The sequence below is a fragment of the Modestobacter sp. I12A-02662 genome, assembly GCF_041028325.1.
Classification (GTDB): Bacteria; Actinomycetota; Actinomycetes; order Mycobacteriales; family Geodermatophilaceae; genus Modestobacter.
In genome coordinates this window covers 293,145-319,936 of the sequence record NZ_JABGDE010000007.1, presented here as the reverse complement: position 1 = coordinate 319,936, position 26,792 = coordinate 293,145, and the positions used below count along the sequence as shown (strand labels likewise).

The window sequence follows — 26,792 nt, the reverse complement described above, 5'->3', positions numbered from 1 at the left end:
CGGCGCCGCCCCGACCGGCCGCAGCGACGACGGACTCAGGGCCTTGCAGCGCTCCGATGGCCTGGCGTCATCGCGGCGGACTGCCCCTAGGTGGGCCGCTTACGGACAGGGGGCGGCAATAGGGCGACCTGCCCGCGCGGCGGGCACTCGCTCGCTCGGGGGACCCTCGTCGCCCCCATTCGCCTCGGGGTTGGCGTAGGAGCCATCCTCGCGATGTGAACGAGCGGACTACCTGGGCGGCTATCACCGCAGCGCTGGGGATCGGCTGGGCCGTTGTCGCAGCACTGCTCGTCGTCGCGTACACGGACTGGTCCACCAACGTGCAGGTCCTAGTCGCCGGCGCCGTGGCGGGATCCGGCGTGGCTGTGATCCTCTGGCTCGGAACGAAGCGGTTGCCCCGCCGCCTACGCGCCGACCCGTCCCTGGTTCGTAGGGGGCCATTCAAGGACGGTCGGACCGGGCGAGCACTAACTTGCTGCCCATGCGTCAGGACCTTTCCGACGAGCAGTGGGACGCCGTCGACGGAGGCCAGTTGGCTGCGCCCACCGGCACTCCGCACAGCCGCCGTACGACCCGGCTAAAGCGCAACGAAAACCGCAACACTGGTGGAGTCGGGCTGCCCCCTAGTCACCTACTGGCCAGGCGGGCTGCCGGAGAAGACGCGGGTCGTCTGGTACGACGGGGATGACGCGCGAGCGCCTTGATCAGGTAGCCGCCAACTCAAGCGCCGAGGACGATGGGTCAGGCCGCCACGGGCACCCGGTGGATCTGCTGCGCCGCCCGGATGCCCGACTCCAGCGCCCCTTGGATCCACGCGTGCCAGAGCGAGCAGTGCTCGCCGGCGAAGTACACGCGGCCCTCGGGCCGCAGCGCGTCGGAGTGGAGGGCAGCCTCCTGGCCCGGCGCGAACAAGGCGAAGGCGCCCCCGGCCCACGGGTCGCTGTGCCAAGCGTGCGAGGCGCCGCCCTCGTACTCCTCGAGGACCTGCGGATGAATCTTGGCGACGTCTTTGAGGGCGAGGGTGATCCGGTCCTCCTCGGGGAGGGCGGCCCAGCGTATGGCGTCCTGACCCCACGTGTAGCTCGCGAGCAGCACCCCGCGACGCTCTTCGGGGTCACTGTGCGAGGGATAGACCAAGCGCCGGATCGGCAGGTCCGTCGTGGTGGTACCGCCGAGGATCCCGTCGGTGCGCTCCCAGAAGCGCGAACGCACCTGCAGCAGGATCTTGGTCGAGGCGTTGTACTGCAGCTCTCGGATGGCCCGGTACTTGGCGCGCGACAAGGCGGGCCGGAAGTCCAGGTGGCGGAGCACACCCAACGGGATCGTGCAGAGGAGGTGGTCACCTGACACGGAGAAGCTCCCCGACCGGGTGCGGTAATGGGCGGTCACCGTGTCGCTGTCCTGCGTCACAGCGTGCACCTGCGCCCCGAAGCGCACCGAATCCGCGACCGAGTGGTAGAAGCCCAAGGGCAGCCGGTCCATCCCCCCGACCACCTCGTGCATGTCGAGGAACGCCCGGCCCACGACCTCCCGCAGCTGCTCGGCGACCGAGGCGTTCATGTTGGTCTCGCGGAAGCTCATCACGCCGTACAGCTCGATGGCGCCCTCGGAGAAGCCGCGCTGCTTGAGGAACTCGCGGATGGACAGGTCGCCGTAGCGGGCCGTGAGAGCCGCGAAGCCCGCCTCGCCGTCGCGGGCGTACGCCTCGCGGAACTCGCGGGTGGCCTCGTCCCACATCTGCTGGTAAGTGCGCCCGCGCTCGTGCTCGGCCAGGTCGAAGCCCAGCAGCGCCGGGTCGCGGTCGACGTCGCCGGCGACGTGCCGACGCCCGGCCACGTAGACGAGCGCCCGGGGGTTGTCCATGACGAACGGACGGAGCTGCAGGCCCAGCAGCCGGCAGTAGGCGAGCGCCAGCTCGTGGACGCGCGGCAGCCGCATCGCCCCCGCCTCGGCGTAGAGCCCGGGCGCGAAGGAGCGCAGGGTGAGGACGCGTCCCCCTACCCGGTCCTGGGCCTCGAGGAGGACCACGTCGTGGCCGTGGCGGCGCAGCTCGAAGCTGGCGACCAGGCCCGCCATCCCCGCCCCCACGACGATCACGCGCTTGGGCCCCCCGCTCGGTCCGAGGCCCCCCCGGGGCACTCGCAACAGGTCGTCGGGCGGAGGGGCGCCGACGGGCGCCGGGACGTCGCGGAAGCCGCCCGCGGACGGCCCGGGCGGCGACGTGGAGAGCGCCGGGACCGCGGAGGACGATTGGCTCGCCATGAGGGGCACCCTAGCCAGGCTGGCCCGTCGATGAGTCCTCTCGAGCGGCCCGCTGACGTGCGGGAACGCGCGGGTCCAGCCGGCCGGACCAGGCCGGGCCGGGGAACCACGACACACCCGCCGGCGCTGGCTAGTGTGACCTGAGCAGCCGGAGGCACCACTCGAGGAGCGCTCATGGCGACGAACGCCGCACCAGCAGATCCGCCGACCGGGACCACGACCACCCCGACCCACCGCGGTGCCGCGGTGATCGACGAGCCCGTGCGCGGCGGGAGCGGGGAGCCGGGTCTGGCCAGCCTGCCGGGGAGGCAGGCTCTGCAGACGTGGGTCGAAGGCCGGTCGCCACAGCCTCCGCTGGCCAGACTCACCGGCCGCCGGCTGACCGCCGTCGACATCGGGGCCGCGACCTACCGCCTCCCGGTGAGCCCGTGGCTGCTCGGGCCAAAGGGACGCGTGCACCCGGGGGTGCTGACTTTGCTGGCGGGGGCACCCCTGTTCGCGGCCGTCCAGTCCACCCTCCCGCCGCGTACCTCGTGCACGACGGCCGAACTGTCGCTGACGTTTCTGGGCGATCCCCCCGGCGGCCCCGGTGACCTCATCGCCGCCGGGCGGATCGTGGCGACGGCAGGGGACACCGGCCTGTCCGAGGTGCGCATCACCGGTGAGGGCGACCGGCTCGTGGCCTTCGGCACGGCCCGCTGCCTCATCTTCCCCCCTGCGGCGGAGGTATCGCCCTTTCTCGGGGTGCCGCACGTCGAGCCGCAGTGGAAGACCCCTGACCCGTGGGAGCGCCCTCTCCCCGAGCCGCCCGCGGAGGTCCCGGGCGACATGTCGGGACTTGAGTTGCTGTCCGCCCGGCTGCACGGTCAGCGGCCACCACCGCCGATCGACCGCCTCACAGGAACTTGCCTGCTGGAGGCGTCGGACGGCCGGGTCGTTTTCGCGATGCCCGCGAGCGGCTGGCTTTGCCAGGAGTTCGGCGCGATCTTCGGGGGTGCTATCGCCCTGCTCGGTCTGTCGGCCGCCTCCGCGGCGGTCCAGACCACGGCCGACGCCGGTACGGCCTTCGCGGCGCTGGACGTGAAGGTCAACCTGCTGCACCCCGTGCTTCCCGACGACCAGGACCTGGTCGCGACGGGCACCGTGCTGCACCGCGGTCGCCGTCTGGCGATCGGGACCAGCGAGGTACGGCACGGCGACCGACGGGTGGCGGTGGTCACGGGGACCACCCAGCTCATCCGCCGCTGACGGGCGCGGGCGCTACGCCCGGGCGGCGGTCGCCGCGGCCCCGAGCGAGGCGCCGAGGAACTTGCGGAGGACCGCGCAGAACTCGTCGGTCGCCGTGAAGATCGGCAGGTGCCCCTTACCCTCGAAGACGTGCAGCCGAGCTCCCGGGATCTCGCGGCTGAGGTACTCGGCGCCGGCCAGTGGGATGATTCGGTCCTCGCGGCCGTGCGTGATCAGCGTGGGCACACGGACCCGCCCGAGCAGATCCGACACGTCCACGTCGGGGTCCGGGTCGTAGAAGCTCAGCACGGTCTCGCGCGGCAGCCGCAGGCCGCGCTCGACCAGTGACCGCTGCAGCTCCCCGGCCCCCGGCTCGGTGTACATGTAGGTGCTGAGAATGCGCAGCAGCGCCTCCGTGTCACCCCGTTCGCGCGCCTCCGGGCACTCCACCCAGTAGCCGGAGAAGGGCTCCAGACCGTCGAAGCCGCCCTCCACCAGGGGACAGTCGACCGTGACGAGCGCGCTGAGCATCTCCGGACGTTCCACGGCCAGGCGGATCAGCAGGTTGCTCCCGCGGGAGAGCCCGACGCCGACGACCGGGCCGCCCACCGCTTCAATCACGCGGGCCACGTCCGCGGCATGCTCGCGGAGCGGGAACGGCGGCCGGAGCGGGTCGGAGGCGCCGGTTCCGCGGCTGTCGATCGTGATGATGCGGTATTCCTGGCAGAGCCGCTCCAGCACGGGCTGGAACAACGCCAGGCCGTAGACCAGCGGGTTGACGAGCACGAGCACGGGACCTTGGCCGCCGTGCCGGTAGAACGCGATGCGCACCCCGTCCCGGACGACGAAGTCCTGGTGGTGCATCTTGTTCTCCAGAAGGGTCCGGTGGTCGGGGTCCGTGGCCCGGCTCAGCGCCTCGTCGTACCGCCGGTTGGCCCCTCGCAGGTCCCCCGCCAGCCCCGCGAGGTCACCGAGCAGGGTCAGCGCGTCGGCCTCTGTCTCGGCCCGCCGCCGGTCGCCGCGCCGCTGTCCGGTGGACTCGAAGACGTCGAGGCACCTCTCCAGATGGGACGCGGCCTCCCGGTTCGCGTACGCCGCCTTCGCCCGCCGCCCGGCCTCCAGCCAGTGGCGGGCCGCCTCCTCGCCCAGTCCGGCGCGGGTGAAGTGCTCCGCCACGACCTCGGGCGACGACTCCGGGCCGCTCATCTCCCCGGAGGACAGGGTCCGCGCGATCGTCGCGTGCAGCTCCCGGCGCCGGCTCCGGAGCAGCGACTCGTACGCGGCCTCCTGCACGAGCGCGTGCTTGAAGCTGTAGGTCGCCAGAGGCGGGACCCCGCGGCGGAATACCAGCTCCGCCGCGACGAGCTGGTCCAGGGCCCGCCCCAGCTCCTCCTCCGGGCGGCCGGCGATCGCCCGAAGGAGCGGATAGCCGAACTCCCGCCCGATGGCCGCGCCGATCTGCGCCACCTCCTTGACGGGGGCCAGCCGGTCCAACCGGGCCATCAGGGAGTCGTGCAGGGTGGCGGGGATCGCCAGCGTGGACAGCGGGCCGGCAAGCTCGAACCGGTCCCCGGAGTCCCGGATCAGACCGGACTCGAGGACCACCTTCGTCAGCTCCTCGATGAACAGCGGCACGCCGTCGGCCCTGTCGATGATCTGCTGGACGAGTTCCGGCGGCAGCGGCTTGGCGGCCGTGAGCTGCTCGATCATGGACGCCGCGCGGCGCTGGGGCAGACGGCTCAGGGTCAGCGCCGTTACGTGTGGATACCCGCCCCAGGTGGGCCGGAACTCGGGCCGGAAGGTCAGGACGAGCAGCACGGGCAGCTGCTGCACGTAGGCCACCATCGACTCGAGCAGCTCCAGGGTCGACGGGTCGGCCCAGTGCACGTCCTCGTAGACGGAGAGGACCGGCCGGCCCTCGGCCAAGCCGACGAGCTGATCGTGGAGCACCTCGATCGTGCGCTGCTTCTGCCGCTGCGGGGGCAGATCCAGCGGCGGATAGCGACCCGCCGGCGGGATGGCCAACAGCGCCGCGAGCAGCGGTACGACGTCGACCTCGTCGCGGTGCGACCGGCTGACCAGCCGCTCCAGCTTCTCCAGCTGCTCGACCGGGCTGTCCCCGGCCGCCAGGCCCGACGTCCGCCGGAGCATGCTCGCCACGGGGTACAGCGCCGTGTTGGTGTAGTACGGCAGGCAGTGGTGGGTCAGGGGGGTATAGGTCTCCTCCGCAAGCCGCTCCCGCAGAGCCCGGACCATCCTGGACTTGCCGATGCCCGGCTCGGCGGAGAGCAGAACCACCTGCCCCTCGCCCTCCCGCGCCTGCTCCCAGCGGTCGAGCAGGAGCCCCAGCTCGTGCTCGCGTCCGAGCAGTGGCGGCAGCTGGCCGGCGTGCAGCGCCTCGAAGTGCCCCTCGGCACGCCTCGCCCTCAGCACCTGCCAGGCGCGCACGCCGTTGGCGAACCCCTTGAGCTGGTGCGTGCCCAGGTCGGCGAACTCGAACAGTCCGCCGAGCATCTGCCGCGTGCGGTCGCCCACCACCACGGTCCCGGGAGCGGCCAGACCCTGGAGGCGCGCCGCGAGATTGGGCGTCTCGCCGACCGCAGCCTCCCCCTCGCGCGTGCCCTCGGCGAGCAGGTCCCCCACGACTGCCAGGCCGGTGTCGATACCCACGCGCACCTGCAGGCCCGGCTCGACCTGCGGGCGGAGGGTCTGCACCGTCTGGACGATCTCGAGAGCGGCCAGGACGGCACGTTCGGCCTCGTTCTCGTGGGCGTGCGGATAGCCGAAGTACGCCAGCACCCCGTCCCCCAGGTACTGGGCGACGTGTCCCTCGAAGGCTGCGACCACGGCCGCGGCCCGGCGGTGGTAGCCGCTGATCACCTCGCGGTAGTCCTCGGGGTCCAGGGTCGTGGACAGCGCGGTGGACCCCACCAGGTCGCAGAACAGGACCGTCAGCTGCCGCCGCTCGGCCTCGGGCGAGCGGGGCCTGGGCGACGTCGCCCGCGGCTCCGGCTCCGGGTCGGGCACGTGGATGGGTGAGGGACCGCCCCCCGGCGATGCCTGGCCGTCGAGGACGGCGTCGCCCTCGCGTAGCGCGGTGATCGCGTCCAGAAGCTTCCGCCGGTGGCCCACCGTCGTGACGCCGAGGTCGGTGAGGTCCTGTGCGGTGAGGCTCGACAGGACCGCGTCGTCGACGTCGTTGCCCCGGAACGCCTCCTCGTAGCGCGACAGGCCCAGACGCGCGAGCCAGGTTCCCACGTCCATCCGCCCTTCCTAGATGCTGGTGCACGGCACGGCAAGCACATGGCGAGCTCCGGACGGCGGGAGACGGGCGTGGCTGTGGACGGGACCCCCCAGTTCCTGGCCCGCGTCCGGCAGGCCCTGGCCGCCCCGGTGGTCGCCCTCCGGGAGACGGGGTCTGACCGGGGACTCCGCGCGGTCCAGCTCTCGTGGGCCGCCGTCAACCTCGCGTCCTGGACGGCCGCGGTCGCCCTGACGGTCGCCGCGTTCCGACTCGGCGGCGGGCCGGCCGTGGCCTTGGTGGTCGTGGTGCGCACGCTCCCGTCTGCTCTCGTCGGCCCGGCGCTCGCCGCGGTCACCGCGTCCTGGCCGCGGCTGCGTGTCCTGGCGGTGAGCGCCACGGCCGCCGCCGTCGCGTCGGGGTGCAGCGCCGCCGCGACCCGTTCGCTTGTCCTCCTCGTCGCGCTCGGGCTCGTCCTCACGTCGGTCGTGATGGTCTTCCGGGCTGCCCAGTCGGCCGTGCTCCCTGAGCTGGCGTCCGGGCCGCGGCAACTGGCTGCGGGGAACGTGCTGACCGGCGGCATCGAGGCGCTCGGGGTGTTCGCTGGCCCTGCTCTGGCCGGCCTTGGGCTCGCGGCAGCTGGGGCGCCGCTGGCCTTCGCGCTGGCGGCGGGCTGCTCCGTCGCCGGCGCGCTGACGCTCGTGCTCGCCCGCGGCCACCGTCCGCGCCAGGCCCCCGCGCGCGTGGACGGGTCCGGCGCCGTCCCCGCCGCCAGGCCGCGTGCTGCGCTGACCCGGCAACCCGCCGTCCGGCTGGTCCTCGGGCTCCTCTTGGCCCAGACGGTCGTGTCGGGCGGCCTCACCGTGCTCTACCCGGGCCTGTCGGACGAGGTCTATGGCTGGGGCCCGGACGGTGTCGGCGCTCTCACCGCCGCGTTCGGCCTCGGCGGCGTGATGGGGTCTGCTCTCCTGTTCGCGATGGCGGGGTCGAGCCGGCTCGGGGTCGCCACGGCCGGAGCGCTCGTGCTGTGGGCCGTTCCGCTGCTGGTACTGGCGGGCGTCACCGCGCCCACCGCCGCACTGGTCCTGCTGGCCGTCGTCGGCGTGGGGAACGCGATGTTCGACATGACCACCGTGACGTTGCTGCAGCGGGCGGCGCCTGCGGCGCACCTCACGCGCGCGTTCGTCGCGCTCGAGGTCGTGGTCGTCCTCGGGTTGTCCGCCGGAGCTACGGTCGCCGCCCTGCTGAGCGCGGCCGTGGGCCCCGCGGCCGCTCTCCCCGCCCTCGGCCTCCCGCTGCTCCTGGTGGGACTCGCCGGCCTGCCCTCACTGCGCCGGCTCGACCGGACGCTGGCCGCTCCCCGCGAGCAGGTAGCGCTCCTGCGCAGCCTGCCGGCGTTCGCCCTTCTGCCATCCCCGGACGTCGAGCGACTGGCCCTGCAGCTGCGCCGGGTGAACCTGCCGTCCGGAGCAACAGTGGTGCTGCAGGGCAAGGAAGCCTCGACGTACTGGCTGATCGACTCTGGCCGGCTCGGGGTGTGCGTGGACGGCCAGCCCGCGGCTGAGCTCGCGGCCGGGGACAGCTTCGGTGAGATCGCGCTGCTCCGCTCGATCCGGCGGACTGCGACCGTCCGAACCCTGACTCCGTGCATGCTGTGGGCGCTGGACCGAGAGCCTTTCCTCGAGGCGATGCAGCACAGCGGCGTCCGCGGCGTGATGTCTGACGTCGCGAACGCGCGCCTCACACGGGCTGCGCCCGCCCATCTGAACCCCTCTCCGTGATCACTCACGCGAACGGGAACCTGGGTTACACCACAGCGGGGACGTCACCGCGCGTCGTCAGCGCGGGCGGGCGGAGCCCGTCCTCCAGATCTTGTGCAGTCGAGCAGGCGGCCGGTTGGTAGAGGACGACGGTGTCCGAGCCGTTCGAGTTGGGCGATCAGCCGGCGGGCGTGGGCCTCGTCGTTGCGGCGGGCGAGCCAGTCCGCGCCGAGGTCTAGGTAGGGCTCGTCGTTAGGGAGCGGCGCGCGCCTGGATGTACGGAGCCCAATCCGGCGGTTCTGGTACCGCACCACCAGCCCCGCAGGCGGCACCGAGTGGTGGTCGGCTATCCGGTCGTGGCCGCGATGCTGCCGGATCTGCTGCTGAAGGCTGCCTAGATCACCTGCTCCGCCATCGGCTGCACAGCGGGGTTCTCGGTGGATCCCCGCGTCCTGCTCGGCGGCAGCATGAAGAGCAGGGTCCGCAGCTCCTCGAACTCCTCGGTGCGGCTCACGACATCCCCCTCCGCCGTCAAGCCAGCTTCCATGAAGCCTTGGCGCCACGTCGGTGCCCGACCACGTGGTCCGCGTCTGCTCCCACCCCGCCCACGAGATGGGACGTGATGGAGCGCTGGTACGGCCCGGGGTGCCGCAGTCGACGGACGTCAGCCGACCGACCAGTCCTTCAGCGAGGCGGGCCCGGTGCCCTGGCGAGATTTCCAGACCGTCCACCCGGCGGCGCTTCCTAGCGGTGCGTGCCCGTTCCGGATGCTTGCTGGTTGAGCCAGGCGCGCAACGCGTCCGCCAGGACGACCGGGGCGTCGAGGTGCACGAGGTGACCGGCCGCGCTGACGAGGCGCACCGTGGAGCCCGGGATCGCATCGCGCAGCGACCGGGCTCGGTCGACAGGGATCCACGTGTCGTCCTCTCCCCAGACGATGCGGACCGGAGCCCGGATGCTCCGCAGCCGACCCGCGAAGTCGTCAGTGAAGCGTTCGTCGGCCTGGGCGATCTGGCGATAGAAGGCCGGGCGGCCCCGCTCGGTCAGCCACGGGGCCGTCAGTTCGTCGAGTTGCGCCTCGGTCAGCCCCAGGTGGCTTGCGCCGCCGATGTAGGCCCGCAGCGCTCCCGCATGAACGGCTTCCGGTAGTCGAGCGAAGACGTCGGCATGGTCCTTGACCAGGTTGAAGAACGGCGACCCCCAAGGGCTCAGCGCGACGACGTCCACCAGGAACAGCGATGCGACGGAACTCCCGTGCATGAGGTGGGCTCGCAGCGCAACGGCACCACCGACGTCGTGTGCCACCACGTGTGGCGCGTCGAGGCCCCACGTGGTCAGCAGATCGGCGAGCAACTCGCCCTGGATGCCCAGGTCCACGGCATGTTCCGGCTCCTTCGAGGACAGTCCGTAGCCGGGCATGTCCCAGAGGTAGACCGTGAAGTCGCGGCTCAGAGCATCGGCGAAGGGTCTCCACAGGGCGGAGGACCACGGCGTGCCATGGCAGAACACGACCGCTGGCCCTGAACCCGCCGTCCCCCACGCCACCGACCGACCTCGCCAGTGGAGCAGTTGGTCCAGCGAAGTCATCCCGGCGGCCGCCCATACCATCGATCAAGGATCACGACAGCACTCCCCTCCCGGCGGGGCCATGGCGGCCCGGCGCCCCATTCAGCCAGAGCCGTGTGCGCATGTACCGTGTCGGCCCCTCGGACACCGGGGTCAACCTCCACGGCCTCTCGCCGGTGCGGCGGCCGGGGTCGCGTCGGCGACGGTGTAGCCCCCGGGTCAACGGGTCGAAGCGGTCTCCCGCTCGATGTGCGACAGCTTCTCGGGATCGCGTACGAAGTAGAGCCCGCTGACGAGGCCGTCCTCGACCCGCATCGCCACGATGCTGTCGAGCTCCCCGCCCCGCCGCACGATCAAGGCCGGGGAGCCATCGACCTGCACCGGCTCGACCGACGTCTCGGCGCCGACGATGTTCCAGCGGGCGGCCAGCAGGCGAGCCACCCTGTCGGCTCCCACGATGGGCCCCCGCACGGCCTGTCTGATTCCGCCGCCGTCGCTCAGGGCGACGACGCTCGGCGCGAGGATGTCGAGCAGGCTCTGCGGGTCGCCTGCCTCGACCGCCCGTTGAAACGCCTCGAGCGCACTTCGGGTCTCGGCCGGAGAAGCGACGTCCCGCGGCCGGCGCGAGGCGACATGTGCCCGCGCCCGGTGGGCGATCTGGCGGACCGTGGCCGGGCTCTTGTCGACGGCTTCCGCGACCTCGTCGTACCCGAAGTCGAACACGTCGGGGGCTGCTGCACGACCGGGGACGGCGTCAGATGGGAGACACCCGGACGCGAGTCCGGCGACCGCCATGGGTGCCGACCGCTCGCACAGGCCTGGGCAAAGCCGTCCGAGTCGGAGGGGATGACGGCCGAGTCACAGAGGGACTCGGACGCCGGCGTTCCACGAGTCGAGGATCCTGTCGATCCGCGCCCGGCAGTTGGCGACCTCCTCGCGCGCGGCAGGCGTGTCCTTGTGGCGCAGCGCCGCGGTGGCTGCCCCCAGGTCGAAGCGGGCCAACTCGAACTCCACGAGGAGGACATCCGGGGCGCCGTCTGCGGTGATCAAGCTCATGGCCTGTCTTCGTCTCCGTGGGTGGGCGCGGATGCATGTTCCCGGGATTCCCGGGCAGCAGCCGGCCGACCGCATCGGAGATCCGGAAGCGGTCCTCCGCCGTGCCTGAGCTCTGCCTCCCTCCTGCTGACCCGGGACAGGTCGGCTGGCCGAGGTGCTCCGGGAACCTCTCCGCGGCGCCTCCCCGTTGACCGCTCCAGAAGCGGCTCCGCGCGAGAGCTCCCTCTGGGCTCCGGGATCCGCCCGTGGCAGGGTCGTCGGGGTGAGAACCGCGGTCCTGGAACTGCTGCGACGTCATGTCGAGGGCGGCACCGTACCGGGCGCGGTCGCGATGCTCGGGTCCGGCGATGAGGCAGCGGTCACCGCCGGCGTTGCCGCTGTGGGGGCCGGTCCCATGCGGGGGGACGCGATCATGCGGATCCAGTCGATGACCAAGCCGATCACGGCGGTCGCTGCGCTGCGCCTGGTGGAGGCGGGCCGACTCGGGCTCGACCAGGGGCTCGAGGAGTGGCTGCCCGAGCTTGCGGACCGCCGCGTGCTCTCCAGCCCCGCAGCGGCGCTCGACGAGACCGTCCCCGCCCACCGCTCCATCACCCTGCGCCATCTGTTGACGAACGCCTCTGGCTACGGGATGGCACTCGGCGACTCGCCTCTGCAGCGGGCGATGGCCGACAACGGCACCGAAGCCGGTCCGGAGCCGTTGAGCCTGGGGGCGGAGGAGTGGCTTGCCCGCCTGACCGAACTCCCACTCGCCTTCCAGCCTGGAGAAGGCTGGCGATACCACCACTCGTTCGGCCTGCTCGGCATCCTCCTCGCCCGACTGACCGGGCGACCGCTCGGGAAGTTCCTGGCCGAGGACCTCTTCGAACCGCTCGGGTTGACCGACACCGCCCTGTGGGTGCCCGAAGGGAAGCTCGACCGGTTGCCCGCGGCCTACCGCCACGGTGCTGAGGGTCTGGTCGAGACCGAGCCTGCCGGTGGTGGCTTCCACGCAGGACCGGCTCCCTTCGACGTCAGCCACGGCGAGCTCGTCTCCACCGCGCGCGACTTCCAGCGCTTCGCCGGATTGCTCGCGGCCGGTGGCCGGGTCGACGGGCAGCCGTTCATCTCGGCGGACCACCACCGGCAGATGACCAGCGATCAGGTGCCCGGCGAGAACAAGACGCCGGAGAGCTTCTTCCCCGGCTTCTGGGAGGGGATGGGCTGGGGTTTCGGCGTGGGCGTGCAGACCGACGGATCACGGCGCGGCCGCTACGGCTGGTCGGGCGGCCAGGGCACCGACTTCTTCGTCGATCCGGACGGGACGATCGGCATACTCCTCACCCAGGTCGAGTTGGGTCCGCAGATGCTGACCATGATCGAGGAGTTCCAAGCACTGCATCCGCCGGCCCGCTGAACGGTCGGCCCATCGACCACGTCGACGCGACGGCCCGGCACGTTCGGGAGCCGAGCAGGAGTCGTGTGCGTACGCAGCGGGTCCCCCCTCGGACACCATCTCCGTCGACGACCGGACCACGGAACGGGCGACGCTCGCGACGGCGACGTCGCCGACGTACGCGGTGACTCCGTACATCGCGACCGCGTTGCCGACTCGCCGGACGACGGCGCACTGCACCGACCGCTCACGGGTTCAGCAGACGCGCGATCGGGTAGCGCACAACTGAAGTCGTCCGGAACGCCGACGGCCGTCCCGACACGCGAGGAGATCGAAGCCATGAGCATGACCAGCACCGACGCCGCAACCGGCTCCCGGGACATCAAGAGCCACGAGACGACCAGCTTCGCCGACCTCGGCAAGGAGATGTGGGCCTACCTGACCGGCAAGGGCGCCGCCATCAACTACGAGTTCGTCGACATGGTCGTCGAGGTGCCCCGCGAGACCGGTCCGGATGCCCCGCGCGCCGTCTGGCGGCTCAACGGCACCCTGCGCATCACGACCGCCGAGAACGCCAGCCGGGGATGACGGACCCGCGCGGCCCGGTGCACCTGTCCGGTGAGCTGTCGCTGGAGGTGGACGGGGCGGGCGTGCAGGTGCACGCCGATGGCGCGGACGTGCGGGTCGTCGCCGAGGACGTCGGCGCCTTCGTAGCCCGGGTCCGGGAGGCGGCGACCACACGGAGCGGGATGGCACCCGGCCGCCGTGATCTTGGCGGGCTTGCCGAGGCCCTCGCTGCCCACGGGATCACCGCGCACCTGGAGTCCCCCACGCGTCCGGTGGCCGTCGCCGGTGCCGGCATCGACTCGCCGGCCGGGGCGCTGCTGCTGGGCACCCGGCGGGTACGGCCCCGCGCGGCCGTGGTGGTGATCGCCGTCGGCCGCGGCCGCCGACTGCTCACCGCGGGCGCCGCCGCAGTGGTGCTGGCGACCGTCCTCGCCCGCCGACGCCGCTGACCCGCTGACGAGCGCGACCGGTCATCGAACCGGCCGCGCCTGACAGGCCCGTCACCGGCCGGCGTCCGCCCTCACTGCGATGACGACGACCGCTCCTCCGCGAGTCGGTGGGCGAACAGCGACGGCAGGCAGCGGAGCACCAGGGTCGACCACACCACGTACGGGACGCTTCGCGACTCGTGCTCCCGATCGATCGACGGGACCATCGAGTCCCCCGAGGACGCCGGTGATCTCACGGTGGACCCATGCCTGGAGGAAATGTGGAGCGACACGGTGTGCTCGTCGTCGGCGGCGGCAACGCCGGCATCTCCCTGGCGGCACGGCTGGTCCGCGACGGAACACCGGGCGTCACCGTCGTGGCTCCCCAGCCGGTGCACCGCTACAAGCCCCTGCTCAACTACGTCGGCGGCGGGCAGGCGACGATGGCGGACCTCGAACGGCCGATGGCCGACGTCATCCCCGGCGGGTGCGCGTGGATCCGCGACGCCGTCGAGGAGGTCGATCCGGTCGCCAGCACCGTGCGCACCCGTGCCGGGCGCACCCTGCTGTACTCGACGCTCGTCCTGTGCCCCGGCCTGGTGGAGGACTGGGAGGCCACTCCAGGGCTGCAGGCGGCCTACCACGACGGGTGGGCCACTTCCACCTACGTCCCGGGCAGCACGGCGCAGGTCTGGCCCAGCCTGGCGTCGCTGCGCGCCGGCTCCGCGCTCTTCACGGTGCCGCCGGAGCCGGCGTCCTGCGGTCCGACCGCGCTCAAGCCGCTCTTCATGGCCTGCGACCACTGGCGGAGGAACGGTGTCCTGAACCATCTCGAGGTCCGGCTCGTCCTCCCCGAACGGTCTGCAGTGGGCCTCCCGGCGGCGGACGAGGTCGTCGACCGGGCGCTTGCGACCTACGGCGTCGAGGTGCTGAGGGAAGCCCGGATCGAGCGCGTAGACCCTAATGCCCACGCCGTCACGGTTGCGACACCCAGCGGCCGGCGGGTGCTCGACGACGTCGATGTCGCGCACGCCGTCCCCCATTACCGGGCGCCGCGCTGGATCGCCGACAGCGGCCTCGCGACCGACCCGGCGCCAGGCTTGGCCGACGTCGACCCGAACACCCTGCGGCACCGTACGCACCCGTCGATCTGGGGACTTGGTGATGCTGCCGCCCTGGCGACGCGCCCCTCCGGCGGGGCGCTGCGGCGTCAGGTCGCGATCCTCGCCCACAACCTGGCGGCCGAGCGGCGCGGTGCACCGCTGCAGCGGTATGACGGGTACACGGTGGTGCCCATCACAGTGGGCCGTCGATCGCTGATGTTGGCGGAGTTCACCCGCGAGCGCCGGCCGGCCCCGTCCGTGCCGCTCATCGACCCGATCAAGCCCCGACGGGCCACGTGGTGGATCGACCGCTACGCCCTTCCGCAGGTCTACTGGCGCCGCATCCTCCGCGGGCGAGTGTGACCGGGGGAGGCACCGCACAACGCGCGTCGGCAAGGGCTCCGAGCCTCCTCGGTCCTCCACCAGCGGGGAGCTGTGGCAGCGCACGACCTCGTGCACTCCGGCCGGTTCACGACCGAGCAGCTCGTGACGGGTGATGCACGCGCCGCCACCTCGGCGAGGGCCGTCTCGCACCGCCGGCCGGCCATCCGCACGTCGACCGTCCCGGCCCGCCTCCTGCCGGCCCGCCAGGACGACGGCGACGGCAAGCGGCCCTGGTACCGGTGGCTGCCCACGGTCCTGCTGATGCTCTTCGTCTACTGGCTGCTGTTCGGCATGCTGACCTGGCAGGACGACGGCGGCGCCGTCACCGTCGCCTACACCGAGCTCACCGACCAGGTGGAGGCGGACAACGTCGAGGAGATCTTCTCCCGGGGCGGCACCATCCAGGGCACGCTGCGCGAGCCGGCCGACGTCCCCGGGGAGGACGACGGCGAGTACGAGCTCTTCACCACCGAGCGGCCGCCCCTCGCCGAGGACGACCTGCTGGCCCAGTCGGAGGCGTCCGGCGCCACGGTCAGCGCCACCCCGGTGGTCGAGGAGCGCGGCACGTTCTGGAACCTGCTGATCTCCTTCGCGCCGATCCTGCTGCTGATCGGGTTCTGGGTCTGGCTGTTCCGCCGCCAGGCCAAGGCGCTCCGCGGTGCCGGAGGGTTGTTCGGCGGCGGGTCGAAGAAGAAGCCGATCCGAGGAAGCACCGCCCGGCAACGCGCGCTTCGTCACCGACGTCGCGACCTGCGCCGCGCAGGCCCGGGCTGCTTCCCCGGGGCGACCGGTGATGGTGCACGGCGCCGGGGCGGCTCAGGCCCTCCTGCGGGCCGGAGAGCTGGACGAGATGGAACTGCACCTCGTACCCGTGCTGCTCGGTCGCGGACGGCGCCTGTCCGACCTGCTCCCCGACCGGGTGGAGCTGGAGCTGGTGCGCGTCCTCGAAGGCCGGCAGGCGACCCACCTGCGCTACCGGGTGGTCCACCACCCGACGTGACCGAGCCGCTCGAGGCTCCGTTGCGCCGGAAGGCGCGGGCACGTCCCCGGGCCGCAGCAGGGTTGAGCAGGCCCCGCAGCCGATGCCGCCATGGTCGGGTTGAAATTGACACCGTGCCCGGATGACGTTTCCGTGAGCAGCGTCAGAAGCTCGGACTCGACGCCGAAGCGGGAAGCGCATGGCCGAGACAGGCACCAGCACGGTCGAGGACACCGGCCTCAGGCGGTCCATCACCGGTCGGCAGCTGTTCTTCTACACGCTCGGTGACGTCCTCGGCTCGGGGATCTACGTCCTCATCGGCCTGGTCGCCGCCGCCGTCGGCGGAGCCTTCTGGATCGCCTTCGCCATCGGCGTCACCGTCGCGGCCATCACCGGGGCCGCCTACGCCGAGCTGGTGACCAAGTACCCCCAGGCGGCCGGTGCCGCGCTGTACGTCAACAAGGCCTTCGGCAACACGGCGCTGACGTTCCTGACCACGGTGTCGTTCCTGGCGGCCAGCTTCGCGGCGACGGGTTCGCTGGCGACCGGGTTCGCCTCCTACTTCGCCACGCTCTGGGAGGGCCCCCCGGCACTGCTGGTGTCGCTCGTCTTCCTCCTCGCCCTGGTGGTCGTCAACTTCATCGGCATCACCGAGTCCGTGGTGATGAACATGCTGATGACCTTCGTCGAGGTCGCCGGCCTGCTCGTCGTGATGGTCATCGGCATCTGGTACATCGCCCAGGGCAACGCCGACTTCGGCGTCCTCACCGACATCAGCGTCTCCGGCAACCCGGCGCTCGCGGTGCTCGCCGGCATCGCCTTCTCCTTCTTCGCGATGACCGGCTTCGAGAACACGGCCAACGTCGCGGAGGAGACGATCGACCCGCACCGCTCCTTCCCGAGGTCCCTGGTCGGCGGCATGGTCGTCGCAGGCGTGGTCTACGTGCTCGTCTCCGTTGCCGCCGCCCTCACCGTGCCCGTCGACCAGCTCGCGGGCTCCGACGCAGCCCTGCTCGAGGTCGTCAAGCAGGGCATCCTGCCCTTCTCGACCGACATCATGACCACGCTCTTCTCCATCATCGCGCTGATCGCGATCACCAACACCACGCTGGTCACGGTCGTCACCCAGCCGCGGATCCTCTACGGGATGGCGAAGGAGAACGTCGTCCCAGCCGTCTTCGCCAAGATCCACGCCACCCGCCGCAGCCCCTGGGTCGGGCTCCTCTTCAGCGCAGCGGTGGTCGCCGCCCTGCTGATCACCGGCAGCGTCCTGCTCGAGGCGGGCGGGGGCCTCGACCTGGTCAACCGGCTCGCCCTGGTGACCGTGGTCTTCCTCCTGCTCATCTACGCCCTCGTGATCGTCGCCTGCCTCAAGCTGCGCGGCCGGGACGAGGACGAACGCACCTTCCGGGCCAACACCCCCCTGCTGATCGTCGGGCTGGTCGGCAACCTGGCCATCCTCGGGTTCTCCATCTACGACGACCCCTCATCGCTCCTCTGGTGTGCCGGCCTCGTCGCCGTCGGCGTGGTGCTGTTCCTGATCGAGTACGCCGCCGGCTCGCGGAACCGCCCCAAGAGCCCCGGGCGCGGCGAGCCCGAGACCGCCGCGAGGAAGGGCGCCTGAGATGCACGTCATCGTCGCCACGGACGGGTCACCGCAGTCGCTGGCCGCGGCCCGCCACCTGAGGTCCTTCGCGGATCCCGGGAAGATCACCACGATCTCGGTGGTGGCCGTCATCCGGCCGCTGGCCTCGGTCGCGTTCGCCGACGAGATCTCCGAGGCCGAGCCGCCCCGCCCCGGCGAGGGGGCCGGCAGCTTCCGGGAGGCGGCGCAGGGTGCCGTCGACGCGGTGGCGGCCGTGTTCGACGACTGGGGACCCAGGATCGACAAGCAGATCCGGAGCGGGTCGCCCGCCGCGGAGATCATCAAGCTGGCGAAGGAGTACGACGCGGGACTGGTCGTGGTGGCCGCCGGAGGGCGCGGGATCAGCGACGCCATCCTCGTCGGCAGCACCGCGCAGCGGGTCCAGCACTACGCGCCGTGCCCGGTCCTCGTCGTCCGCCCCGCACCCCGGTCGGGGAGGGCCGCGCGGGGGAACGCGTGAGCTCCGCCTGAGCCCGGAGCCGGCCCGGTCCGGCGTCCCCGCACGGGTCATGCATCGTCCCCGGGGTCACTCCGGCGCGACCGAGCGCAGCACGCTCGCGGTGTGCCGGTCGGCGGGGACGCCCGGGGTCGGGAGGCCATCGAGGCCACATCGCGGCGGCGCAGGCCCAGTTCCCCGGTTCGTCTTCCGGCTCGCCGGGCCGGTCGAGGGTCATCACGATGTCGCCCGGTTCACCTGGGAGCTCGTTCCGGCGGGCACCCCGGCCGACGCCGAGGCACCGGTCGTCGGGTTCGACGTCCTGGCGGCCGACGAGGGGGGCCGGCTGCACACCGTGGTCGGCTTCCTGGACCGGGTGCCGGCCACCTGATGGACCGGCCGCGGGGCGCGGAGGGATCTCGCGCCCCGCGGCCCCCGACCGGGCGGGCGATGCGGCCGTCGGCGCAGGCCTGCGGCGTGCTGATCGAGAGGCGACGACGGCCTGGGCACCGGACGCCGCCGACCGCTTGCCCTGTTCCTCCCACCCGACGAGCCCTAGGGTCGCTCCCCCGACGCCGCACGGGTGACCGTCCCGGGAGGACGCCCGCCCGAGACGGCGCTCCGAGCCGCCGGAGGTGCCGATGGACTGTTGCGATCCAGCGGTCGCCACCGCCGGCCTGCTGGTGGGCGTCGTGGTGGGGCTGACCGGCATGGGCGGCGGAGCGCTCATGACCCCCGTCCTCATCATGTTCTTCGGGGTCCCTCCCCTGGCGGCGGTGTCCAGTGACGTCGTCGCCAGCCTCTTCATGAAGCCGATCGGCGGCCTGGTGCACCTGCGGCGCGGCACCGTGCACATGGGTCTGGTGCGCTGGCTGTGCGTGGGCTCGATCCCCGGCGCATTCTGCGGCGTGCTGGCCCTGCGCGCCCTCGGGTCCGGCGCGCGGCTCACCGAGGTCCTGCTGGTCGTGATGGGTGCCGTCCTCGTCGTGGCGTCGGTCGGCATGGTCGCCAAGGCCTACCTGCACCTGCTGGCTCGGCAGCGTCAGCGGAGGACGGGCCGGCCGCCCGGACCCGAGCAGGCGATGACGACGGTGCCGGTGCGACCGGTCGCCACCGCGCTCGTCGGAGCCGGCGGCGGGCTCGTCGTGGGGATGACCTCGGTCGGCGCCGGATCCCTGATGATCGTGGGCCTCCTGTTGCTGTACCCGTCCCTCCGGGCGGGCCAGCTGGTGGGCACCGATCTGGTCCAGGCGGTTCCCCTGGTCGCGTCCGCCTCCCTGGGCCACCTCCTGTTCGGGGACTTCGCCCTCGGGCTGACCGGGAGCGTGCTGGTGGGCGCGATCCCGGGCGTCTGGCTGGGCGCGCGCCTGTCGTCCCGGTCCCGGGGCGGGCTGGTCCGCCGGGCGCTGGCGGTCGTCCTCCTCGCCTCGGGGCTCAAGCTGCTCGGGGTGCCGACCGGCCCGGTGCTCACGATCGTCGGTGTGGTGCTGGTCGGCGGATCGCTCGTCTGGGCGTGGTTCCGGACCCGCCTCGGCGAACGACCGCGGAACTGGCAGCGGCGGCTCAGGCGACCGGCGGACCCTGGCCTCCAGGAGCCACCGGTCCCCCGCTGAGACCGGCTTCGGTGGACGAGGACCCCGTCTCCCACTCGGCCGCGGTCAGCCACGCGCGCGCCGACTCGTAGTCCTCGACGACGCCGAGGACCCGGTATCCGCTGCTCGTCCGCTCCAGCAGCAGCCAGGCGTCGTCGAACGCCTCGACGACGGTGTCGTCGCAGCGGTCGGGCAGCCCGTGGGGGAAGCGGGCCGAGCGGATCTCACGCTGGAAGGGAGGTGGGGGCACGGGCATCGGTCCTGCCGGGACGAGGGGACGTGCGGTGCTCCGCACCCGGTCGACGGACACGACGTGTCCGCACTCCCAGGGCGGGCGCCGATTCTGCCCCCGGACGTCGCTCCCGGTCACCACGGATCTGCACGGGAGCCGGATCGGTGCGGTACCGCGGGCCTGCTCGATCGACGAGTACGAGCTGGTGGTCCGGGTCGAGTGCCGCCCAGCGGGGCTGACCGCGAGCCCGTCGAGTCGCTGGGCTCAGCGGGTCGGGGGACGACCGTGCGCACTGCCCTGGGTCCGGTTCCGAGCGGGCCCCGCTGCGTCGGCGCGCCGGCGGACGGCCTCGAACGACACGGTGACGAGGAGCACCACGGACAGGACGACGGCCCAGCGGACGAGCACGGGCAGGTCGAGGGCGATGTCGAGGACGACGTTGACCGCCAGGACGAGGACCGCGGTCACGAGCGTGCGGAGCGCGCCCTCGACTCCCATGCTCCGACCGTAGCGGTCGGACCCCGCCGATCACGGGAGCCAGACCGCGTACCGCACGTCCGGTGAGGCGGGCGGGCATGTGGCGCCGGACCGGCTGGCGGCCTCGGCGGTTCAGGCGGGTGCCGTTCCGGGGAGCGGTTTGCGCAGGTGCACGAGGTGGCCGGCGCCGAGGTCCTCGCGACAGCTCTCGACGTACCCCGTCGCCAGGTACAGCCGCAGGTTGCTCGTCATCCGCTCGTGGGTGTACAGCCGCATCGCCGGCAGACCGAGCCGGTGCGCCTCGTGCTCGGCGAAGGCCAGCAACCGGTGACCGAGGCCCCGCCCCTGGACCCGCGGGTGTACCGCGACGTTCTCGATGCACAGCGCCTCGGTCTCCGGCCGGAGCACGACGAGGCCGTCCAGGGCGCCCACGGGGGGCGTCCCGTCGAGACCGGCCACGTGCACCACGCCCTCGGCGATCAGGGCGGCATGGTCCGCCGACAACGGAGCCGGCCGGGTGCCGATGACCGGGACCCAGGGCAGGTAGGCCGCCTCCACCACGTGCACGACCGCGGGCAGGTCGGAGGGCACCGCGGACCTGATCAGGACTCGCGACGCACCGGCGTTCATCGCAGGGTGAGCGCGGTCTCGGAGGCCACGCGGGTCAGCTTCTGGGGGTTGCGCACGTAGTAGAGACCGCTGATCCGAGCGCCCTCGACCTGGAGCGCCAGGACGCCGTCCAGCTCGCCGTCCACGCGGAGCACGAGTGCCGGACTGCCGTTGACCACGGTGGGCTCGGTGGTGAGCGCGACCCGGGCCTTGCCCAGGCCGCCGACGATGAACCGGGCCGCCTTCGCCGCGCCGGTGATGGGCCGTGGCGCGGCCTGCTTGACGCCGCCGCCGTCGCTGATGAGGACGACCTCGGGCGCGAGCACGTCGAGCAGGCCCTGCAGGTCCCTGGTCTCCACCGCGCGCCGGAACGACTCCACAGCCGCCCGGGCCTCGGCCGGGGACACCACCTCGCGGGGGCGGCGGGCCGCGACGTGCTGGCGGGCCCGGTGCGCGGTCTGCCGGACGGCTGCGGGGCTCTTGCCGACGGCGGCCGCGATCTCGTCGTAGCCGAGGTCGAAGGCCTCGCGCAGCACGAAGACGGCGCGCTCGGTCGGCGGGAGGGTCTCCAGGACGAGCATCAGCGCCATCGACAGGCTCTCGGCGAGCTCGACGTCCTCGGCCACGTCCGGCGCGGTGAGCAGCGGCTCGGGGAGCCACGGACCGACGTACACCTCCTTGCGCCGCCGCAGGGTGCGCAGCCGGTCGAGGCACCGCCGGGTCGTGATCCGGACCAGGTAGGCGCGCTCGTCGCGCACCTGCCCCAGGTCGACCGCCATCCACCGCAGCCACGTCTCCTGCAGGACGTCCTCGGCGTCGGCGGCCGATCCGAGCATCTCGTACGCGACGGTGAACAGCAGGTTGCGATGGGCGGCGAACGCCGTCGTCGGGTCCTTGCGCTCGTCCATGGCTGCTCCCGCCTGCCCGGCCTCGACTCCTGCTCCACGCACGAGACGCCGGCCCGCACCGCTGTGTGACACCCGTGGCCGGTGGCGCACGTCACATCCCTCCCCGGTCACAGGCGTCCGGTCGCCGGCGCCTGGTGTGCGTCCGGATCAAGTGCACAACCCGCGCAGGGAGATCGGAAGGGCATCATGAGCAAGGTCTGGTTCGTCACCGGTTCGTCCCGCGGCCTCGGCCGCCACTTCGTCGAAGCCGCCCTGTCCCGCGGCGACCAGGTGGCTGCGACCGCCCGGGACACCGCGAGCCTCGACGATCTGGTCGCCACCCACGGCGAGGCGGTGCTCCCGCTGGCGTTGGACGTGACCGACAGGGCCGCCGTCTTCGCGAGCGTCCGGCGGGCCGCGGAACACTTCGGCCGCCTCGACGTCATCGTGAACAACGCCGGCTACGCCCAGGTCGGCGCGATCGAGGAGCTGACCGAACAGCAACTGCGCGACCAGGTGGAGACCAACCTGTTCGGCGCGGTGTGGGTCGTCCAGGCCGCGCTGCCCCTGCGCGACCAGGGCGCCGGGCACATCATCCAGCTGTCCTCGGTCGCCGGGCTCCTGGCGATGCCACTCGGCGGCGCCTACCACGCGTCCAAGTGGGCCCTGGAAGGGCTGAACGAGTCACTCGCCGAGGAGGTCGCCGACTTCGGCATCAGGGTGACCGTGGTCGAGCCCGGCGGCTTCGCCACCCGGAACGGCAAGAACCCCGATCCGCTCGCCAACGGCCACGTGGCCGGGCCGGACCCGGCCTACGACGGTCTCCGCCAGCGGCTCGCCGGGCTGGTGGGGAGGCAGCCCGCCGGCGACCCGGCCGCCGCGGCTCAGGCGCTCCTCACGATCGTCGATTCCGACGCCCCGCCACTGCGGGTGCTCTTCGGCCAGGGCTTCTACCCGATGCTCCAGCAGACCTACGCCGACCGGCTCAAGACCTGGGCCGACTGGCAGGACCTCTCGGCCGCGGCGCACGGCAGGCTCGACCGGGACGATCGGTGACCTCTGCCGGGAGGTGGCCCCCGGCCACCTCCCGGCTCAGGGGGCACGGCAGTGCGGCGTGCCCGACCGGGTCCTCCGGCACCAGCACGAACGGAGACGGGAGCTGCGAGATGCGCGTGTTGCTGTCGACCTACGGGTCCCGGGGGGACGTCGAACCGCTCGTGGCCCTCGCGGTGCAGGTGCGGTCACTCGGCGCCGACGTGCGGGTGTGCGCACCCCCGGACGAGGAGCTCACGGAGCTGGTGACCCGCCACGGCGTGCCGCTCGTGCCGTTCGACAGGCCATGGCGCTCCTGGGAGCGGCCGCCGACCGCCGAGCAGCGCCGGCAGCGCGTGGCCGACCTCATCGCCGCGCAGTACGGGACGGTGGCGGAGGCGGCTGCCGGGTGCGACGTGGTCGTGGCGACCGCCATGTCGCAGTTCGTCGGGCCGTCGGTGGCCGAGGAGCTGGGCATCCCCTACCGGTGCGTGCTCTTCTGCCCGGACGTGCTGGACGGCCTGGACGGCCTGGGTTTCGACGAGCTGTTCGGGAAGCCGGTCAACGCCCACCGGGCCTCGATCGGACTGCCACCGGTGAGCGACGTGGGCACCCTCCTGTTCACCGCCCGGCCGTTGCTGGCGGCCGACCCGACCCTGGGCCCCTGGCGTGGGCCGGGATGCTTCGGCGTCATCCAGACCGGTGCGTGGCTCCTGCCCGACGAACGCCCGCTCCCCGCCGAGCTGCTGGCGTTCCTGGACGCCGGCGACCAGCCGGTGTACGTGGGGTTCGGCAGCATGCGGACCGTCGACGAGGACGGCGCGCGGGCGGTCGTCGAGGCGATCCGCGCGCAGGGCCGCCGCGTGCTCGTCGGTCGCGGCTGGGCGGGCCTGGCTCCGACGGACGACCAGGACGACTGCTCCGTCATCGGGGAGGTCAACCAGCAGGAGCTGTTCACCCGGGTGGCCGCCGTCGTGCACCACGGTGGCGCGGGCACGACGACCACGGCGGCCCGCGCCGGCGCGCCGCAGGTCGTGGTGCCCCAGGGGGGTGACCAGACCTACTGGGCCGGTCGGGTGGCCGACCTCGGCATCGGTGCTGCTCACGACGGCCCGACGCCGACGGTCCACTCCCTGTCCGCCGCGCTCAGGACGGCGCTGGACCCGGCGACCCGCGCACGAGCGACCGCGGTGGCCGCTGGGATCGGCACCGACGGGGCCAGAACGGCCGCGAGGCTGCTGCTCGCCGGCGGGGCAGCCGAACGGCGGTGAGCGGGACACGTCTCAGTCCCCCGGGTTACGGCGGGCCCGGTTCACCGCGCGCCGGAGTGCCCAGGGGTCGCCGAGCGGGCCCAGGTGCGCGAGCTTGTCGGGGTTGGACACACCGCGGATCACCTGGATCTGGCCGCCGAGGATCTCGAGCGCCATCACGCCGACGACGTTGCCGTCCAGGTCGCGGAAGACGGCGCCGGGCTGACCGTTCACCTCGCGCTGCTCCACGACGCCGCCGATCTGCAGGAACGGCGGGATGCTGGCGAGGAACGTCCGGGCGACGTTCCTCCGGCCGACGATGCCCAGGCCGAACTGCGGGCCCTTCCCGCCGCCGTCGCCCGCGAGCACCACGTCGGCCGCGAGGAGGGCCTGCAGCGCATCGACGTCTCCCAGCTTGAAGGCGTCGAAGAACCGATCGGCCAGTTGCTCGTGCGCCTTCTTGTCGGCCTCGAACCGTGGCCGCCCCCCTGCCATGTGCCGGCGCGCGCGTACCACCAGCTGCCTGCACGCCGCCTCGGAGCGTCCCACTGCCGAGGCGACCTCGGCGTAGTCGAACCCGAACACCTCGCGCAGCACGAAGACCGCCCGCTCGAGCGGGCTGAGCCGCTCCATCAACAGCAGCGCCGCCATCGACACCGAGTCGGCCAGCTCCGCCGACCTCTCCGGGTCCTCGTAGGGGTCGGTGAGCAGCGGTTCGGGGAACCACGGCTGCCCGTACTCCTCCCGCCGCACGCGAGCCGACTTGAGGACGTCGAGCGAGATCCGGGTGACCACGGCGGACAGGAACGCCTTCGGGGACTGGACCGGCGTCGGGCTGTTCGCGTAGCGGAGCCAGCTCTCCTGGACCGCGTCCTCCGCCTCGCTCACCGATCCGAGGATCCGGTACGCGATGGAGAACAGCAGTGGCCGCAACTCCTGGAACTGCTCGGTCCGGGTCATCCCAGCCCCTCCCCGAAGCCCTGACGCCACGTCCACGTGCACCGCTGCCCACCGTCCCGTCGTCCGCAGTTCCGCTCAAGAGGGGGACGAGACGCCTCGACCGTGTGTGACATCCGGCTCCCGATGTCACAGGGCGCCGGGTCGCCTCGTCCCAGAGCACAGCCGGATCGAGCTCCGGCCCGGTCCCCTCCTCTCCTGGGGCGGCCCGGATCACCTGCACCTCGCCAGGAGGGAACTCATGGACCTCACCCTGTGGATCGCTGCCGGACTGCTGGCGGCAGTCGCGCTGGCCGGCGGCCTCACCAAGACGTTCGTGCCGAGGGCGAAGCTGGCCGCGGCGCACGGCGGAGAATGGACCGCGGAGGCCAGCGACGGCTTCGTCAAGACCCTCGGGGTGCTGGAGCTGCTGGCTGCCGTCGGCCTGCTCCTGCCGGCCCTCGTCGGCATCGCACCGGTGATGGTGCCGGTGACCGCCGTCTGCTGGGTCCTGCTCATGGTCGGCGCGATGATCACGCACGCCCGCCTCGGCCAACCGAAGCTGGTGCTGGTGAACCTGGTCTACCTCGCGCTCGCGGCCTTCATCGCCTGGGGCCGCTTCGGGCCCGAGTCCTTCGCGGGCTGACCAGGACGACTCCTCCGGTCGCCGACCGGCGACGAGCAGAGGACCGTGGGGCACGTCGTCGCCCCATGGACGTGGCGAGGGTGGAGGAGGTCGCGTGGCACGGGTGCACCTGATCGCCACCGGCGGCACCATCGCCAGCCGGCAGGGACCCGACGGGCTGTCGGCCGTCACCCCCGCCGCGGAGCTGCTCGCAGCGGCCAGGCCACCCGCCCAGCTGACGGTGACCACCAGCGACCTGGGCACCGTCGGCAGCTTCGCCCTGACGACGTCCGACCTGCTGGACCTGGTGCTGGAGGCCCGTCGCTGCCTGGGTGAGGGTGTGGACGGCGTCGTCGTGACCCAGGGCACCGACACCATGGAGGAGTCCGCGTACCTCGCCGACCTCGTCCACGACGATCCGCGCCCGATCGTCTTCACCGGGGCCCAGCGCCCGTTCGACAGCCCGTCGCCCGACGGGCCGGGCAACCTCGCCGATGCGCTGCGGGTGGCTTCCTCACGCGCCGCCCGGGAACTCGGCGCGCTGCTCTGCTTCGACGGCCTCGCCTTCGCCGCCCGTGGCGTCCGCAAGATCGACACCCTGCGCAGCGGTGCGTTCGAGGCCCCGGGACGAGGGCCGGCGATCCGGCTGGCCGGGGAGTCGGTGCTGACCCTGGCCACGCCCGCCCGCCCGTCGCCGCTCCCGCTGGACCTGCGGGCGGAGCTGCCACGGGTCGACGTCGTGGCCTGCTACCTCGGTGCGGACGCATCGTTGCTGCACGCTGCGGTGCGCGCCGGCGCCGCCGGGGTCGTGCTGCAGGCCCTCGGCGCCGGCAACGTCCCCCCGGCGATCGCCGAGGGCGCGGAGGAGCTGGTCGCCGGCGGGGTCCCCGTCCTGGTGTGCTCCCGGGTGCCCTCGGGGCCGGTCGCGCCTCTCTACGCCGCCGGAGGGGCCCGCCTGGCCAGGGGCGGGGTCGTGTTCGCCGGTGATCTGAGCCCGTGGCAGGGCCGGCTGCTGCTGGCCGCCGCGCTCGCCGTGGCCCCCGCCGACCCGCAGCAGGTCCTGGCCCGGCACCTCACCGTCTGACACCCACCGTCCCGGCCCGGGGACCTGTTGGAAGGAGCG

At 72.7% G+C, this 26,792-nt stretch carries 25 protein-coding genes and 1 pseudogene; 16 read left to right on the top strand and 10 right to left on the bottom strand.

Annotated features, from left to right (window positions below):
- Window positions 1-741 precede the first annotated feature (741 nt).
- Window positions 742-2,097 (bottom strand): flavin monoamine oxidase family protein, encoded by a 1,356-nt coding sequence (locus HL189_RS12845; protein ID WP_369134094.1) that lies wholly within the window; start codon window positions 2,095-2,097, stop codon window positions 742-744.
- A 585-nt stretch (window positions 2,098-2,682) separates the two neighbouring features.
- Here HL189_RS12845 and HL189_RS12840 point away from each other — a divergent pair.
- Window positions 2,683-3,510 (top strand): PaaI family thioesterase, encoded by an 828-nt coding sequence (locus tag HL189_RS12840; protein WP_369134093.1) that lies wholly within the window; start codon window positions 2,683-2,685, stop codon window positions 3,508-3,510.
- Between the two features lie 12 nt (window positions 3,511-3,522).
- On the opposite strand, the gene HL189_RS12835 is transcribed toward HL189_RS12840, so the two are convergent.
- Entirely contained in the window at window positions 3,523-6,753 is a 3,231-nt protein-coding gene (locus HL189_RS12835; RefSeq protein WP_369134092.1) for an alpha/beta fold hydrolase, read from the bottom strand.
- A gap of 69 nt (window positions 6,754-6,822) precedes the next feature.
- Here HL189_RS12835 and HL189_RS12830 point away from each other — a divergent pair, with 69 nt between their 5' ends.
- Window positions 6,823-8,511 carry a cyclic nucleotide-binding domain-containing protein gene (locus tag HL189_RS12830; protein WP_369134091.1) on the top strand — a complete coding sequence of 563 codons (1,689 nt, stop codon included), beginning with the start codon at window positions 6,823-6,825 and terminating at the stop codon, window positions 8,509-8,511.
- Between the two features lie 723 nt (window positions 8,512-9,234).
- On the opposite strand, the gene HL189_RS12825 is transcribed toward HL189_RS12830, so the two are convergent.
- The 3 genes from HL189_RS12825 to HL189_RS12815 form a co-directional block, all read right to left on the bottom strand.
- Window positions 9,235-10,077, bottom strand: a complete 843-nt coding sequence (locus HL189_RS12825; RefSeq protein WP_369134090.1) for an alpha/beta fold hydrolase — start codon at window positions 10,075-10,077, stop codon at window positions 9,235-9,237.
- 198 nt (window positions 10,078-10,275) lie between these two features.
- Window positions 10,276-10,779, bottom strand: coding sequence for a hypothetical protein (locus HL189_RS12820; protein WP_369134089.1), 504 nt, complete (start codon window positions 10,777-10,779; stop codon window positions 10,276-10,278).
- 135 nt (window positions 10,780-10,914) lie between these two features.
- Window positions 10,915-11,112 carry a hypothetical protein gene (locus HL189_RS12815; RefSeq protein ID WP_369134088.1) on the bottom strand — a complete coding sequence of 66 codons (198 nt, stop codon included), beginning with the start codon at window positions 11,110-11,112 and terminating at the stop codon, window positions 10,915-10,917.
- Window positions 11,113-11,374: 262 nt separating this feature from the next.
- Here HL189_RS12815 and HL189_RS12810 point away from each other — a divergent pair, with 262 nt between their 5' ends.
- The 10 genes and pseudogenes from HL189_RS12810 (at window position 11,375) to HL189_RS12765 (ending at window position 19,642) form a co-directional block, all read left to right on the top strand.
- A complete protein-coding gene (locus tag HL189_RS12810) occupies window positions 11,375-12,508 on the top strand; it encodes a serine hydrolase domain-containing protein (protein WP_369134087.1) in 1,134 nt (377 codons plus the stop codon).
- Between the two features lie 318 nt (window positions 12,509-12,826).
- Window positions 12,827-13,075 (top strand): hypothetical protein, encoded by a 249-nt coding sequence (locus tag HL189_RS12805; RefSeq protein WP_369134086.1) that lies wholly within the window; start codon window positions 12,827-12,829, stop codon window positions 13,073-13,075.
- Window positions 13,072-13,503 (top strand): hypothetical protein, encoded by a 432-nt coding sequence (locus tag HL189_RS12800; protein WP_369134085.1) that lies wholly within the window; start codon window positions 13,072-13,074, stop codon window positions 13,501-13,503. Before HL189_RS12805 ends, HL189_RS12800 begins: the two co-directional genes overlap by 4 nt.
- Before the next feature lie 260 nt (window positions 13,504-13,763).
- On the top strand, window positions 13,764-14,948 hold the full coding sequence (locus HL189_RS12795) for an NAD(P)/FAD-dependent oxidoreductase (RefSeq protein ID WP_369134084.1): 1,185 nt from the start codon (window positions 13,764-13,766) through the stop codon (window positions 14,946-14,948).
- 282 nt (window positions 14,949-15,230) lie between these two features.
- Window positions 15,231-15,455, top strand: a pseudogene (locus HL189_RS12790) (hypothetical protein); the annotation flags it as partial.
- A 172-nt stretch (window positions 15,456-15,627) separates the two neighbouring features.
- Window positions 15,628-15,969 (top strand): dihydrofolate reductase family protein, encoded by a 342-nt coding sequence (locus tag HL189_RS12785; RefSeq protein WP_369134083.1) that lies wholly within the window; start codon window positions 15,628-15,630, stop codon window positions 15,967-15,969.
- Window positions 15,970-16,147: 178 nt separating this feature from the next.
- On the top strand, window positions 16,148-17,572 hold the full coding sequence (locus HL189_RS12780; protein WP_369134082.1) for an APC family permease: 1,425 nt from the start codon (window positions 16,148-16,150) through the stop codon (window positions 17,570-17,572).
- Between the two features lies 1 nt (window position 17,573).
- Window positions 17,574-18,053, top strand: coding sequence for a universal stress protein (locus HL189_RS12775; protein ID WP_369134081.1), 480 nt, complete (start codon window positions 17,574-17,576; stop codon window positions 18,051-18,053).
- 49 nt (window positions 18,054-18,102) lie between these two features.
- Window positions 18,103-18,420, top strand: a complete 318-nt coding sequence (locus HL189_RS12770) for a hypothetical protein (protein ID WP_369134080.1) — start codon at window positions 18,103-18,105, stop codon at window positions 18,418-18,420.
- Between the two features lie 250 nt (window positions 18,421-18,670).
- Window positions 18,671-19,642: a sulfite exporter TauE/SafE family protein gene (locus HL189_RS12765; protein ID WP_369134079.1), complete on the top strand. Its 972-nt coding sequence runs from the start codon at window positions 18,671-18,673 to the stop codon at window positions 19,640-19,642.
- Here the strand turns inward: HL189_RS12765 and HL189_RS12760 are convergent.
- The 4 genes from HL189_RS12760 to HL189_RS12745 all read right to left on the bottom strand — a co-directional run bounded on the left by HL189_RS12760 (window position 19,593) and on the right by HL189_RS12745 (window position 21,847).
- A complete protein-coding gene (locus tag HL189_RS12760) occupies window positions 19,593-19,871 on the bottom strand; it encodes a hypothetical protein (RefSeq protein ID WP_369134078.1) in 279 nt (92 codons plus the stop codon). The genes HL189_RS12765 and HL189_RS12760 overlap by 50 nt on opposite strands.
- Window positions 19,872-20,117: 246 nt before the next feature.
- Complete coding sequence (locus HL189_RS12755; protein ID WP_369134077.1) at window positions 20,118-20,351, bottom strand: hypothetical protein; 234 nt, start codon at window positions 20,349-20,351, stop codon at window positions 20,118-20,120.
- Between the two features lie 111 nt (window positions 20,352-20,462).
- Window positions 20,463-20,921 carry a GNAT family N-acetyltransferase gene (locus tag HL189_RS12750; protein WP_369134076.1) on the bottom strand — a complete coding sequence of 153 codons (459 nt, stop codon included), beginning with the start codon at window positions 20,919-20,921 and terminating at the stop codon, window positions 20,463-20,465.
- A 35-nt stretch (window positions 20,922-20,956) separates the two neighbouring features.
- A complete protein-coding gene (locus tag HL189_RS12745; RefSeq protein WP_369134075.1) occupies window positions 20,957-21,847 on the bottom strand; it encodes an RNA polymerase sigma-70 factor in 891 nt (296 codons plus the stop codon).
- A 186-nt stretch (window positions 21,848-22,033) separates the two neighbouring features.
- On the opposite strand from HL189_RS12745, the gene HL189_RS12740 reads away from it, so the two are divergent.
- Complete coding sequence (locus HL189_RS12740) at window positions 22,034-22,882, top strand: SDR family NAD(P)-dependent oxidoreductase (protein WP_369134074.1); 849 nt, start codon at window positions 22,034-22,036, stop codon at window positions 22,880-22,882.
- Window positions 22,883-22,992: 110 nt separating this feature from the next.
- Window positions 22,993-24,129 (top strand): glycosyltransferase, encoded by a 1,137-nt coding sequence (locus HL189_RS12735; RefSeq protein ID WP_369134073.1) that lies wholly within the window; start codon window positions 22,993-22,995, stop codon window positions 24,127-24,129.
- A gap of 12 nt (window positions 24,130-24,141) precedes the next feature.
- Here HL189_RS12735 and HL189_RS12730 read toward each other — a convergent pair whose 3' ends face one another.
- The gene (locus tag HL189_RS12730; protein WP_369134072.1) at window positions 24,142-25,068 is read right to left on the bottom strand and encodes an RNA polymerase sigma-70 factor; all 927 of its coding nucleotides are present in this window, start codon (window positions 25,066-25,068) and stop codon (window positions 24,142-24,144) included.
- A 238-nt stretch (window positions 25,069-25,306) separates the two neighbouring features.
- On the opposite strand from HL189_RS12730, the gene HL189_RS12725 reads away from it, so the two are divergent.
- Window positions 25,307-25,690, top strand: coding sequence for a DoxX family protein (locus HL189_RS12725; protein WP_369134071.1), 384 nt, complete (start codon window positions 25,307-25,309; stop codon window positions 25,688-25,690).
- 94 nt (window positions 25,691-25,784) lie between these two features.
- Window positions 25,785-26,753, top strand: a complete 969-nt coding sequence (locus HL189_RS12720; protein WP_369134070.1) for an asparaginase — start codon at window positions 25,785-25,787, stop codon at window positions 26,751-26,753.
- The last annotated feature ends 39 nt before the right edge of the window (window positions 26,754-26,792 follow it).

What these genes read in the sequence shown, in the direction of transcription:
- HL189_RS12725 (WP_369134071.1), top strand. Translation starts at nt 25,307, where the DNA reads ATGGACCTCACCCTGTGGATCGCTGCCGGACTGCTGGCGGCAGTCGCG.
- HL189_RS12800 (WP_369134085.1), top strand. Translation starts at nt 13,072, where the DNA reads ATGACGGACCCGCGCGGCCCGGTGCACCTGTCCGGTGAGCTGTCGCTG.
- HL189_RS12755 (WP_369134077.1), bottom strand. Translation starts at nt 20,351, where the DNA reads ATGGGAGTCGAGGGCGCGCTCCGCACGCTCGTGACCGCGGTCCTCGTC.
- HL189_RS12780 (WP_369134082.1), top strand. Translation starts at nt 16,148, where the DNA reads ATGGCCGAGACAGGCACCAGCACGGTCGAGGACACCGGCCTCAGGCGG.
- HL189_RS12730 (WP_369134072.1), bottom strand. Translation starts at nt 25,068, where the DNA reads ATGACCCGGACCGAGCAGTTCCAGGAGTTGCGGCCACTGCTGTTCTCC.
- HL189_RS12770 (WP_369134080.1), top strand. Translation starts at nt 18,103, where the DNA reads ATGCATCGTCCCCGGGGTCACTCCGGCGCGACCGAGCGCAGCACGCTC.
- HL189_RS12835 (WP_369134092.1), bottom strand. Translation starts at nt 6,753, where the DNA reads ATGGACGTGGGAACCTGGCTCGCGCGTCTGGGCCTGTCGCGCTACGAG.
- HL189_RS12745 (WP_369134075.1), bottom strand. Translation starts at nt 21,847, where the DNA reads ATGGACGAGCGCAAGGACCCGACGACGGCGTTCGCCGCCCATCGCAAC.
- HL189_RS12825 (WP_369134090.1), bottom strand. Translation starts at nt 10,077, where the DNA reads ATGACTTCGCTGGACCAACTGCTCCACTGGCGAGGTCGGTCGGTGGCG.
- HL189_RS12815 (WP_369134088.1), bottom strand. Translation starts at nt 11,112, where the DNA reads ATGAGCTTGATCACCGCAGACGGCGCCCCGGATGTCCTCCTCGTGGAG.
- HL189_RS12765 (WP_369134079.1), top strand. Translation starts at nt 18,671, where the DNA reads ATGGACTGTTGCGATCCAGCGGTCGCCACCGCCGGCCTGCTGGTGGGC.
- HL189_RS12805 (WP_369134086.1), top strand. Translation starts at nt 12,827, where the DNA reads ATGAGCATGACCAGCACCGACGCCGCAACCGGCTCCCGGGACATCAAG.
- HL189_RS12740 (WP_369134074.1), top strand. Translation starts at nt 22,034, where the DNA reads ATGAGCAAGGTCTGGTTCGTCACCGGTTCGTCCCGCGGCCTCGGCCGC.
- HL189_RS12735 (WP_369134073.1), top strand. Translation starts at nt 22,993, where the DNA reads ATGCGCGTGTTGCTGTCGACCTACGGGTCCCGGGGGGACGTCGAACCG.
- HL189_RS12775 (WP_369134081.1), top strand. Translation starts at nt 17,574, where the DNA reads ATGCACGTCATCGTCGCCACGGACGGGTCACCGCAGTCGCTGGCCGCG.